This window comes from Chthonomonas sp. (assembly GCF_035294505.1).
In the GTDB taxonomy this organism is placed as follows: domain Bacteria; phylum Armatimonadota; class Chthonomonadetes; order Chthonomonadales; family Chthonomonadaceae; genus Chthonomonas.
Genome location: NZ_DATGKU010000109.1, coordinates 1 through 12,334, shown reverse-complemented (window position 1 = coordinate 12,334; position 12,334 = coordinate 1). Strand labels below are relative to the sequence as shown.

Sequence of the window (12,334 nt, the reverse complement as noted above, 5' to 3'; positions counted from 1 at the left end):
CCCCTTTTTTACGGCCTACGGTCTGCAGATACTCCACCTGAACTATGTTTGGATGCAGATTCTCGCTGCCGTGGTGGGGGTCAGCAACATGTTGGGTATGCCCCTATGGGGTTTTCTGGCCGATCGGTTCGGCAACAAGCCCATTCTCGTTTTGAACGTTGTGGGCGTTTTCACCTTGCCTTTCTTTTGGATTCCCACAAGCCCCCAGCACCTGGTTTCGTCCCTTATTCTGCTGTTATTAAACAGCTTAGGCAGTGGCCTGTTTTGGGCGGGGGTGGGGCTAACGCAGTTCAATCTCATTATCGCCTGCAGTCCTCCGCAACGCACGGCCACCTATGCCGCCACGCTCTCTGCGGTTACCGGGCTTATCGGGGGCATCGCTCCCATGGTGGGGGGCATTCTATTGCAGATGCTTGCCGGCATTCATCTCTCGCTATTTGGGCTGATCATCATAAACTATCACCTGCTTTTTGCCTTAGCGGCTGTCATGCGTTTGGCTGCGCTGCCATTTCTTCGCCCTTTGGAGGATAGAGGCGCCGTATCGGCCACGAAAGTGCTACAAGATTTGGGCCGCTCTGGCTTGCGCCAGTGGCGCTATATTCGTACCCTACAGAGGGCGGCCGAGGAGGAGGCCCGAAGACGCGCGGCCGAAGGCCTCACCGAAAAGGGCAGTCACCTCGCTATAGAGGAGCTAGGAAAAGCCTTAAGCGACCCCAGCCGCGCAGTGCGTGCCGAGGCCGCCCGCGCTTTGGGAGAGACGGCGAACACGAGCGCGGTTGACCTGCTTTTGAAAGCGCTTGAAGATTTCGACACCGACATTATCGGCGAGATCGCTCAGGCCTTAGGCAAGCTTGGCGATAGGCGCGCCAATGCGAAGTTGATCGCAATGCTGGAAAGCCCACAGGAGACGTTTTCCGAAAGCGATCGCTTGGCGTTGGTGCGCGCGCTGGGCAAGCTGGGCGGGGCTGATGCGGTGGATACGCTTATCCGTCTCTTTTTAACGGTTGAGAACGGGCAGTTGCTCGAAGCCCTCGCGTTGGCTTTAGGGGAAACCGGTGCCCCGAAAGCCATACAGCCGCTTGGCGAACGGTTACAGCAGTTGCCCGTCGGGCATCCGTTACGAAGGGCGATTGTGCGGGCCTTGGGAGATATAGGGGAGAAAAGTGCGTTGCCTTTTCTACGCTCCCTGCTCGAGCGGCCGGATACAGAGCCATCTCTCGTCCCTATTCTCGCCGATGCGCTCGCGCGTATAGGAGATGCGGAATCGGCCTTCGCGCTTGCCGCTCAGCTTACGCGCCTTCCTTCACCCGTGGCGCGTCGGCAGGTAGCCCATGCCGTTGGGCGTCTCTTGAACGTGGGGGATTGTGTGTACGGCCTGTTGTCGCAAGCCGAACACAAGGGGGAGGCGGTGCTGCTAAAAGCGGCCTCCGAGCTGCCACGAAGCTTTCCCATTGCCGACGTCGAGGCCGCCTTGCTTCACAACGATCACGCAACCGCGCTTAACCACCTTTTTGCCGGGCCGCGCCCCCCTTCAAAAGCCCGCGGAAAATCGGAAAGGCGCGTTCTTCTTGCCTTTCTTGAAAAAGCCCATACTCTGCCACCCACTGCGGAGTTGGTGACGATTGTTCTATGCGCGCTTCGTGCCCTCTATGGCAAAGGGGCGGAGGGCTAGAGCACACTCTCCAGCAGCATTTGGCTACGCAGGTCCAGAGCGCGAATATCGGGTATTTCAAAGCGATTGCCATCCACGTCTATCAGCTGCAGATGGGTTGGAGAGAACCAGTGCACATTCTCCTGTAGGCTCTGCGTTACGAACTCACGCTCTCCGCGATCGGTATGAACCAGCCAGTAGGTCGCTCCATACTCCACGCGCACGTTCAAGATGCGCTTTACAAAAGCGGTAAGATAGCGCCTTCGTAGTTCCGTCTGTACGGCCTGCCAGGAATCGGGCGGTAGGTCATGAGGGTTTTCGAGCATGACGATCTCCTCACCCTTGCCATCGAGGAGGCAGAGGTAGCGCCCCGGATGCGAGAGGGGGGCCGCCCATACCGGTTTCACGGTGATGTAGGAGCGCTCCTCATCTACGGTAAGCCGCAGCCGGTCGGCCGGAGCATAAAACAGTTTGAGGTCTGCGGTCTTTGGGGTTTGGCGTTCCATTGTTGCCTCCTATACCATGCCGATCTCAATGATTTGGGTTACTTGAGACTGCGTTTGCACCAGGTGGTAGAACACGCCCTGGCGCTCCATCAGTTCGGCATGTGTTCCCGTCTCAACGATTTCGCCTTTTTCAAGCACGATGAGGCGGTCGGCATTGCGCAGTGTGGAGAGGCGATGGGCGATGGCGAAGGTCGTGCGGCCTTTCACCAAGCGCTGCAAGGCCTCTTGAATCTGCTTTTCCGTCTCCACATCTACGGAGGAGGTGGCCTCATCGAGAATAAGGATGCGGGGGTCGTGAAGGATGGCTCGGGCAATGGCGATGCGCTGCCGCTCGCCACCGGAGATTTTGGTTCCTCTCTCTCCTATCACGGTGTCGTAGCCATCCGGTTTAGCGAGAATGAATTGATGGGCGTTGGCCGCCTTTGCGGCCTCCACTATCTCTTCAAAGCGGGCATCCGGGCGCCCGTAGGAGATGTTTTCGGCGATGGTGCCGTGGAAGAGGAATGGCTCTTGGGGAACGATGCCGATTTGGCGCCTGAGGTCTTCGAGGGCGATCTCGCGATAGTCTATGCCATCTATGCGGATAACGCCGGCATCCGGCTCGTAAAAACGGCAGATGAGATTGATTGTCGTGGATTTTCCGGCTCCGGATTTGCCCACCAGGCCGATCATCTCGCCCGGCTTGGCTGTGAAGGTAAGCCCTTTTAACACCGGGTTCGACTTGTCGTAGCCGAAGCGCACATCACAAAACGCCACCTCACCCACGATCTCATGGCGAATGCCGCCTCGCGCGTGAGGTTCAGGCTCGGCATCTATCACCTCGAAGATGCGCTCTGCCCCTGCCATGGCGCGTGTGAACCACTGATTGAGGTCGCCGAACCACATAAGCGGGCCGTAGACAAGCCCCAACAGGGAGTTCACCATCACAAAGTTGCCCAGCGACATCTGTCCACGGTAGACCATCCAGCCCCCGTAGACCCAGTTGATCAGCCCGCCGGAGGCGATGAAGAACGTCATTGCGCCGAACACCGTGTACCAGCGGGTATCGGCCTGTATGCCTGCATCGCGAAGCTCTCTGTTGCGCGCCTGAAATTTGGCGAACTCGGTGTTCTCTCGCGTGAATGCCTTTACGATGCGAATGCCGGAGATCGACTCGTTGAGGTGGGTATGGAAGCGCGCCCATTTTTGCCCCACGCGAAAGAACATCTGGCTGATCGGTTTCCAAAAGGCAGCGCTTAAGATGACGACAATAGGCATGGGGGCTAAAATGGCGAGGGTGAGCCGCCAGTTGATCCAGAACAGCACGCAGGCGATGCCCACCAGCATGAGCGCATTGGCGATGAGGAAGGGCATGCCATCTACCAAAAACCCCCAGATGCGATCGGTGTCTTGCGTGATGCGGCTAACGATAGCCCCCACCTGTTTCTTATCGAAGTAGCTCACCTGCAGGAACTCGACGGCGCGATAGACGGCGGCGCGCAGGTCGGCGGCGATATGCCCCGCAAGATAGGCGATGAGGCGTCCGTTGAGAATCTGCACCAACGTGGCCGCCACAACAACCCCAAGCCAGATGCCTGCCATCTCCAACAGAAAGAGGTAGTTGCGATGGGTGCTGAACACATGGTCAATGATGAGCGCTTGCAGCTTGGGCGGCACGAGATTAAGCGTGGTGGTAAGAACCCCAAGCAGGGCAAGGCCGACCGCCTGCAGGCGGTAGGGACGAAGATAGCCGGCCACACGGCGTAGGGTGCGACCGCGGTGAATGCAGGCCGGGCAGATTCCATCTACCTCTGGAAGAAGGCGCCCACATTTTGCGCAGCGCAGGCGCTTCTGTTCGAGATTGATCTGCAGGGGTTCCCCACGTGCAAGCTGTTCGATGCCCCGTGCGGCTTCCGAAAAGCGAGAGGCCAACGTAAGCGAGTAGGTGATGATGGGGATGATCTCCCCACTCTGCGTGGTGATCTCCAGTTGCCCGCCGCCGACGAGCGGCTCGTTGCGGGCGCTTTTAATTTCGGTTATTGGGATGTGAAATGAGACGACACCGTCGCTCTCCCGCACACGCACCTCGGTGGCAGTGACTTCCAAAAACCGTTTTCCGAACTGCCCATCGGCGGCAAAGTCGCTCTCCAGATGGATCAGCAGTCGTTCTTGCGGCGTATCCTCGCCCGTAACGGCTTCTGTTGTCTCCTCTTTCAACATCTCTGTCTCCTTTCGGCAGCGCGGGCCACGGCGGAGGGGCGCTGTGTGCTTTGTGTTACGGAATACCCGACGGCCATTAAGTAGTCTTTTGTCTACTGATATAGGCGATATTATGGCAAATCGCGTTACGAAAAGTCAAGGACTTTTTCTGCTAGGATGTTCTCCGCTTACTATATCGGTTGGAATAGGCAATTTCGTAAAAGGTTTTCGCTTAAGGCAGTCCGCTTGGCGGGCTATGTTTGGGAGGGAGTGAGGAGGAAAGGGGAGAGCGCCTAACGAATAGGAACACCGATATGAGCCACAGAGGTCAAACGTCTCGCAGGGTAAGCCGTCGCGAATGGTTTTTGCGAGTAGGTTGGAGCGCTATGGCGCTCGGTATGGCCTATGGCGAAGCGGCCTCGGCTTTGTCGAAAACGCAACCACAAAAGGAGAACGCTATGGAGGGGCGCATACCTCTACTTTTAGATACCGACATCGGTTCCGACATTGATGATGCCGTGGCTTTGGCCTATCTATTATGCCATCCACGATGCGAGCTGTTGGGAATCACCACGGTTACCGGAGAGGCGGACAAGCGTGCGAGTTTGGCCGATGCCATCTGCAGGGCGGCCGGGCGTAACGAGGTGCCGATACATGTGGGGGCACACCTGCCCTTTCTCGGCAGTCAGCACCAACCGGAGGCCCCACAGGCGGAGGCGCTGAGCCGTTGGCCTCATCGCAGCTTTTCTCGAGAAAATACGGCGGTGGCGTTTTTACGGGAGACGATTCGCAAGCATCCCGGCGAAATCACATTGCTCACCATAGGGCCTCTTACCAACATCGCCCTGCTCTTTGCCTTAGACCCCGAAGTTCCCGCCATGCTCAAGCAGTTGGTGATGATGGGCGGGCGCTTCTTTCCCGATGAACAAGGCCGCATAGGAGCCGAGTGGAATATTGTTTGCGATGCCTGGTCGGCCGCGCGAGTATTTGCCTCACCGGTGCCGCGGCTACTGGCAATAGGGCTAGATGTAACCCTGCGTTGCCGTATGTCGGCAGCTGAGTGCAAGCAGCGCTTCCATGCGGTCGGAGGCCCTCTGAAGCCGGTGGCGGATATGGCCGAAGTTTGGTTTCGTCATGCCGACTCCATCACCTTTCACGATCCGCTTGCTGCGGCGGTGGTGTTTGAACCCACACTTTGCCGCTTTGAGCCTGCCGACTATGTAAAAGTGAAGCTCGGCAGCGACGATTCGTTTGGAGAGACCTCTATCAAACCCTCCGGCCTGAACTCGCCTATTCAGGTGGCAGCCGACGTTAACCCCGATGCCTTCTTCGCCCACTATTTCGATGTGGTAGCGCACTACCGGCACTCTTAAGACCAAAAAAACGAGGGTGTGAAAAATTTCACACCCCTTTTGTGAAGTAGGTCACAGCGCGTCCGATGCGAGATGGCGTATCTTATAACTGCATTCACGCATTGCCTTCTCCAGGCACGCGGATGCACATCACAATCCATCCGTGCAGACGCTGCTCTTAAGGGTATCGGAGTTTGGCCCTTCTTCCGATACCCTACTTTTTTTGCCTACTTATTAAAAAGCGGTACCAGGCTCTCGTAGAGCGCTTTCGGCACGGTGCGTAACGTGCCCACGGCGGCTTCTAGCGGCGCCACCACGATGTCGTTACCACGTAGGGCCACCATTTTGCCGAAGTCGCGTTCATACACACACTGTGCCGCCCGCACACCCAGGCGCGAAGCCAGCACGCGGTCGAAAGCGCTTGGCGCTCCGCCCCGCTGAATATGGCCGGTAACGGCGGAACGAGTCTCTAGACCGGTGCGCTTTTCGATCTCCTTGGCGACCCACTCGCCCACGTTGCGTTCCCCAAGAATCACATGTCCAAACGCATCCACCTTGGTCTCTTTGTGCTCCTCTTCCGGCAGCTCCACTCCCTCTGAGGCCACCACAAGGGCATAGCCTTTACGCGCATAGGCGCGCTGGACCTGTGCGCAAAGCGCTTCGACGTCCAAAGGTACCTCCGGCAGCAGAATGTAGTCGGCACCACCGGCCACCCCTGTGTGTAGGGCTACCCAGCCCGCATGGCGCCCCATAACCTCCAGCACGATAACCCGACTGTGCGAGCGCGCCGTATCGCGCAGACGGTCAAGAGCCTCCACATTTACCTGCACGGCGCTGTCAAAACCGAAGGTATAGTCTGTCTCACTCAAATCGTTGTCCATGGTTTTGGGAACGCCCACCGTGTTAATGCCATCCTTATAGAGCTTGCTGGCAACGCCGAGCGTGTCTTCGCCACCGAGGGCCACGATGGCGTCGAAACCGTGCTTTTGGATGGTCGTTTTCACGGCCTGAAGCTGGGCGGGGTCTTTATAGGGGTTGGTGCGCGAGGAGCGCAGCACGGTGCCTCCTTTGTAGATCAGTTCTTCAACATCGGCAACGGTGAGCGGCTCTTTGTCTACGAGGTCGTTTACCAAACCTTTCCACCCTTCGCGGATGCCATAAACAGCAAACCCATAGTCGAGCGCTTTCATCACGAAGCCGCGGATCGCCGGGTTCAGCCCCGGACAGTCACCACCACCGGTTAAGATACCAACTTTCATTGTAGGTAGGCCTCCTTCTAAGTTTGTTCTCGTCCTAAGCGATAAATAGCGTTACAGCCACTGCTTCGGCCACTCATAGCCAATACAAGAGGATAGGCTACGCGATTTCGAAGAAGGGCTTCTATTTGAAGTTTACCTCACAGCTTGCACCAAAAGCTTCTATTTCTCTATTTATGCTACAGAAAATCTTTTGACGCATCTCTCGCCAAGCCGTCTCGTGCCTAAAAACGCCACGGCAACCGAGAGGCAGGAGAAGAGCCGCTTGAAGCTGAAATAATCCTTGCTTTTCCTCGATGAGAAGAAAGGAGGTTCTTTGCATGAAACGCATGACTCGAAGGGATTTTTTACGGAGCACGGGCGGTGGGCTAACGGCTTTGGGACTTACCGCACAGACCCCCTCCGCCACAGCGCAGCCGCGCCTCGTCTCGCGGCGGGTGGCTGCCAACGATAAGATCGTCATCGCCCTCATCGGCTGTGGAGGTATGGGCAATGTAGACCTGAGTTGGGCTATGGATGAGCCGGACGTGGAGGTGGCCGCTCTGTGCGATGTGGATGAGCACCATTTGAACAACACGCTGCAGAACGTCATTAAGAAAAACCAGCAGCGTACCGCCAAAGACGGTCAAAATCGCCCGGCGCCGGATACCTACAAAGATTTTCGGCGCGTGCTCGAACGCAAAGATATTGATGCCGTGCTGATCTGCACACCGGATCACTGGCATGCGCTGCCGCTGATCTATGCGTGCGAAGCCGGTAAGGATGCCTATTGTGAGAAACCTATTAGCCACGACATCCGCGAGGCGAAGGCGATGGCCGGTGCCGTGAAGCATTTTCAGCGTGTGGTTCAGGTGGGTACCTGGCAAAGGAGCACACGCGAGTTTGTGAGCGCGGTGGCCTTTGTGCGGGCCGGCAAAATAGGGCGTATTACCTCGGTGCGGGCGTGGAAAACAGACGACGCTCGGCTAGGCCATCACGTTTCTACCGGAGGCCCTCCTGCCTATTTCGACTACGATTTCTGGACCGGCCCGGCGCAGATGGTGCCCTATATTCCCGAATACACCCACTTCAATTGGCGTTGGTTCTTTAACTATGCCTCCGGTGAGACCGGCGACTGGGGGGTGCACATGATAGATATCGGGCTGCTGGCCATGAGCAAGGATACCGACCTTGTGATGCCTGTGGAGGTCTGCGGTATGGGGGGCAAGCTCGCTCATCCAGATGATGACCGCACCACTCCCGACACGGTTTATGGCCTTATGCGGTTTAAAGACCCCGATTTTGTGATGATCTGGCGCACCGACCGCGATCATCCCGATCTGCCCGACCATGGCACCCAGTTTGTGGGAGAAAGGGGCGATACGGTAACCGTGTGGCGCGGCGGGTGGCGGGTGCACGACGCACAGGGCCACGAGCTGCCCAAAGAGGAGGCCCCACCCACCAACAGCCATATGCGCAACTGGCTCGACTGCATTAAAACACGCGAGCAGCCCCGCTCTAATCTCGCCTCTATGGCACAGACCACAATCGTGTGTCATCTTATCAACGCCTCTTACCTGGCCGGTGGGGAGACGGTGCATTGGGACAAGGGGCGTATGGACATCGTGGGGCGTGTTGGGCGGGATACGCAGTCGTATGAACGGCCTTATCGTAGGCCGTGGACGCTGCCTATCTATTCTGGCTAAACCTTAAACATCTGGAGAGGGAGAGACAGTTGTAGAGCGCCTCTCCCTCAATATATCCAGAGCTGTTCAACTCGTTGGTGCTGCCCATGCCTATCTCTGTTCGGCGGTTGCCGGTAAGTGGGCATGGATGCGCAGAATGACAATAGACCAGGGTGGACAGGTGTACGTGAACCGATCCGAGATGTTATGCACCGAATGATCCACCGGTACAACCGCACGAGGGTTGGCAAAGCTGTTCTCGGCGCTTGGCGAGGAGGCCGTCATGACCCATGCCGAGCCATCTGGGGCCACCGGTCCTACGCCATTAAGGCGTATATGCACATCGCGCGGTTCGCCTTTTAGGTTTACCATTTTGATGATCACGTCGCCCGTTTTGTTTTCCCGTGTCGTCACCACGCCGAGCGTCGAGAAGTTGGGCAGGCGAATGTCGTACTCCAGCTTATTGTCAAGATAGCAGCGCACGCGATTGCCTTGCACCTGCACACGCAGGTCGTACCAGCGGCCTGTTTCGATGTGATTGGGCACATTATAGGCCACCTCGGTGCTTGCCCCGCCCACGATCTCTTCGATGTTATCGTGCGTGTTGCCCCAGCCGCCCACGTTCCACCAGTACCAGTTATCCTGATCGCGTACGTGGAACATGATGAGAAAGCCCTCTTTCCCGCTCAGTTTTCGAGCACGTAGGGAGAAGGTGTAGTCCGTCCAATTGGGGTCACCGCCCACGGCGCGCAGGTTGGTGCCTAGATCGGTCTGACGCGCCGTGCCGTCGGCAATGGTCCATTGGCCGGTTTGCGGTGTAAGCGGAAACGCTCCGGGCGAATTCAGCGTCCAAAGCACCTTATCTCCTTGGGTAACCTTCAGATCGGTGAATTCTGCCGAGGTTGCCCATGTTGCCACACCGATTCCGCCTCGATTGAGCACCTCGTTGTTCGACGGCGGCTCTTCAACCGTAGTAGGCAGCACCACATCCCCGCGATTGCGCGAGAACATCCATTGCGCCCAGTAGGAAGGGATGCCGTAGGCATGAAGGCTGTCGAAGAGGATGGCATCGGGGTTCCACACCATGTTGTTTACATTGGCGAAGAGGGGGGCATAGGAGGCCATTTTCACGACATCGGCGTTACGTTCCATGGCCGTCATGAAGTAGGCCTCACCGAGCGCCGCGTTGAGGTTGCCATGCCCGGCGCCTCGTGTAACCGCAAACTCCCCGATATAGATAGGGGTTGCGTTCCGAGGATAGTTATCCAGGGCCGCGGCCTGCCGTACAAAGAAGAGGGTTGAAGCGTAGTAATGGTCATCCACCAGATCGGGGCGGCGACTTGTTACGCGGGTATCGGCGATGAGCTTCATGTAGGGATAGCGCGCCTTGATGGCGTCGTAGAACATGGCAAAGCGGGCATCATAATCGTCAAAGCCATCCTCGTTGCCGATCTCGATATATTGCAAATGGAAGGGCGCCGGGTGGCCGTCTTTAGCCCGCTGCGCGCCCCATTTGCTTGTTACCGGCCCGTTGGCATATTCGATGGCATCGAGCACGCTTTGGATGTAGGGTTGAAGCTGGTCAAGAGGCACATTCTGCTTGTGGCTCATCCCGCAGTTCACCACAAAAAGCGGTTCTGCGTGCATCTCTTCGCACCACTCCAGATATTCAAGGTAGCCCAATCCGTTGTCGCACTGGTAGCCCCAAAGGTCATCGGTTGGGGTGCGATCCATAAGAGGGCCGATGGAGCCGCGCCAACGAAAGCGATGGGCGAGGATGTCGCCTTCCACAAAGCAGCCGCCCGGAAAACGTACGAAGGAGGGTTTGAGGTCGGCTACCATCTGGGCAAGGTCGGCCCTGAGGCCGTTGGCTTGATGATCGAAGGTATCGGTGGGGAAGAGAGAGACAAAGCGGAGCGCAAAGGTGGCCGGAGCCTGTGCGGTAACTGTTAGAAAAGCATGAGCCTCCTCTTTTGGAGAGCGGAACAGGCACTCTAGCGTCTGATCGTTGTCGCTTGCCGTGAGGTTTGTGAAGCGATGTTCGGTCAGCACGGTTCCATCGGCAGCATGGAGCGCCACCAAAAGAGGCCCGGCAAGCTTAGAGCTGAGTTTCACGACGATCTGGCAGCGAAAGGTCTCTCCCTTATGCAGGCCGATGCCCCAATATCCGTTGTTGGCGACTCCGCCCCAGGCATTCCCATCTGAAGTGCCACGTTCGACACGGACTTCAAGGTAGTGGGCGGCGCTTTGGGGGTTGGGGGTCGGCAGCAGGTTGAGATGGACCACCGCGCCGTTTTCCATCCAAGGCGCCCAAGCGACGGTGCCGTTGGTAAAGGCGCGATTTTGAATCTTCTCGGCGTAGAGGCCACCATCTCCGGCATGGTTGATCTCTTCAAAGAACACCCCATGTTGCAGGGGGCTAAGCGCAGGGCCGGGATGGCTTGCATCTACGGTAAGGGTAGGGGAATCGGCTTTTGCGGCGAGGTTGACGAGACCGATGTTCCACAGACAGAGAGCGACAAGGGTGGCATAAAGCCGGCTTCGTTGCATGGTATTAGCTCCTTAGGCAGAGGTCTTGACAGACGCTTCTAATGATAACACCAAACCTTTGGTCTGTCAATAGGCAACAAAAGCATTCTCGTACCGGAAGCCAAAAATAGGGCTACGGGGATTCGAACCCCGGTTTGCGAGCTGAGAACCCGCTGTCCTGACCCCTAGACGATAGCCCCTCGATTAGGAACGTGGGCTATGATACCTACAGGAAGAGGGTTTTGTCAAGGAGGCTTTGAAGCCATTTTGCTCGGTGGCTTAGGAGGCTATGGGCAAGTCTGTAGGCCCTATCCGAATATCTACAAAGCCATTGGCAGAGGGCTGTTGCTCAAGAGGGACTTCTCTCCTTGCATTTGGTTCCTGTTACCGTCAAAAAATTTTTTTGCAACCCCTTGACAGGCGCATAAATCTTTGTTATAATCTTTCACAGATGTACCCTTCCGACGTCCGCTTGGCGCCTGGAACCGGTCCCCATCGGCAAAAGGGGCTTGCACAGGGTTCCATCCATAACCCCCCCGTAAGCCCGTTCTATCGTCAGGGCCTCTTGTGAGGTCGAATGGCTTCCTTTCATAGGAAAGCCGGCTTCTAAAATTAACACCTGCTACTTCCCTCACCTAGCAGGGAAAGGAGAAACGACAGATGACACGCCGACCGGTTCGTTCGTTGGGAATGCGCTTGACCAGTTTGGCCACAGCCGCCCTGTTCTCGTTGCAAATGGGGTTTGAGTCGCCTCACTTTTGTCTCTCCCTTCCCCTATCCATTGCATGAAGTGGGTCAGACCTACAATGCAGACAACCAGAATGTGGCCAATCCCTACGATGGAGACGGGAACCCGGTAGTGTATAAGGGGGTAGGGATGAGCTATGACCCGGAGAACCGTTTGGTGGGTGTGGGCAGTAGCTGGTCTGCCGGTTACGATGGCGATGGTTTGCGGGTTTGGAAGCAGGTGAATGGGGTGCGCACCTACCATTTGAACGTCAACGATGTGCCTTTAGTGGAGTTAGATGGGAATGGCAATGTGGTGGCGGTGAACACATTTGGGGCAGATGGCCTCGTGTCACGGCATACGGGTAGTGGGGATGTATTTTATGTGTTTGACGGTTTGGGGAATGTGTGTCAGCGTTTAGATGGTTTAGGGAATGTGCTGAGTAGCTCGTTTTACGACGGTTATGGGCAG

Annotated in this window: 7 protein-coding genes, 1 tRNA gene and 1 pseudogene; 4 read left to right on the top strand and 5 right to left on the bottom strand. The window is 56.9% G+C overall.

Annotated features, from left to right (window positions below; genetic code table 11):
* Positions 1–1,672, top strand: a 1,672-nt coding sequence (locus VKV18_RS06335; protein ID WP_324203373.1) for an MFS transporter, incomplete at its 5' end; no start/stop codon positions are given.
* Here VKV18_RS06335 and VKV18_RS06330 read toward each other — a convergent pair.
* Positions 1,669–2,157, bottom strand: coding sequence for a DUF1854 domain-containing protein (locus tag VKV18_RS06330; protein WP_324203372.1), 489 nt, complete (start codon positions 2,155–2,157; stop codon positions 1,669–1,671). The genes VKV18_RS06335 and VKV18_RS06330 overlap by 4 nt on opposite strands.
* Positions 2,158–2,166: 9 nt before the next feature.
* Positions 2,167–4,356 (bottom strand): ABC transporter ATP-binding protein, encoded by a 2,190-nt coding sequence (locus tag VKV18_RS06325; RefSeq protein ID WP_324203371.1) that lies wholly within the window; start codon positions 4,354–4,356, stop codon positions 2,167–2,169.
* A gap of 293 nt (positions 4,357–4,649) precedes the next feature.
* Here VKV18_RS06325 and VKV18_RS06320 point away from each other — a divergent pair, with 293 nt between their 5' ends.
* Positions 4,650–5,708: a nucleoside hydrolase gene (locus VKV18_RS06320; protein WP_324203370.1), complete on the top strand. Its 1,059-nt coding sequence runs from the start codon at positions 4,650–4,652 to the stop codon at positions 5,706–5,708.
* A 206-nt stretch (positions 5,709–5,914) separates the two neighbouring features.
* On the opposite strand, the gene VKV18_RS06315 is transcribed toward VKV18_RS06320, so the two are convergent.
* On the bottom strand, positions 5,915–6,946 hold the full coding sequence (locus tag VKV18_RS06315) for an ATP-dependent 6-phosphofructokinase (protein WP_324203369.1): 1,032 nt from the start codon (positions 6,944–6,946) through the stop codon (positions 5,915–5,917).
* Positions 6,947–7,263: 317 nt separating this feature from the next.
* On the opposite strand from VKV18_RS06315, the gene VKV18_RS06310 reads away from it, so the two are divergent.
* Complete coding sequence (locus VKV18_RS06310) at positions 7,264–8,628, top strand: Gfo/Idh/MocA family oxidoreductase (RefSeq protein WP_324203368.1); 1,365 nt, start codon at positions 7,264–7,266, stop codon at positions 8,626–8,628.
* A 90-nt stretch (positions 8,629–8,718) separates the two neighbouring features.
* Here VKV18_RS06310 and VKV18_RS06305 read toward each other — a convergent pair whose 3' ends face one another.
* Positions 8,719–11,157 (bottom strand): alpha-L-arabinofuranosidase C-terminal domain-containing protein, encoded by a 2,439-nt coding sequence (locus tag VKV18_RS06305; RefSeq protein ID WP_324203367.1) that lies wholly within the window; start codon positions 11,155–11,157, stop codon positions 8,719–8,721.
* A 107-nt stretch (positions 11,158–11,264) separates the two neighbouring features.
* Positions 11,265–11,336, bottom strand: a tRNA-Glu gene (locus tag VKV18_RS06300).
* 542 nt (positions 11,337–11,878) lie between these two features.
* Here VKV18_RS06300 and VKV18_RS06295 point away from each other — a divergent pair.
* Positions 11,879–12,334: pseudogene (locus VKV18_RS06295) on the top strand (hypothetical protein); the annotation flags it as partial.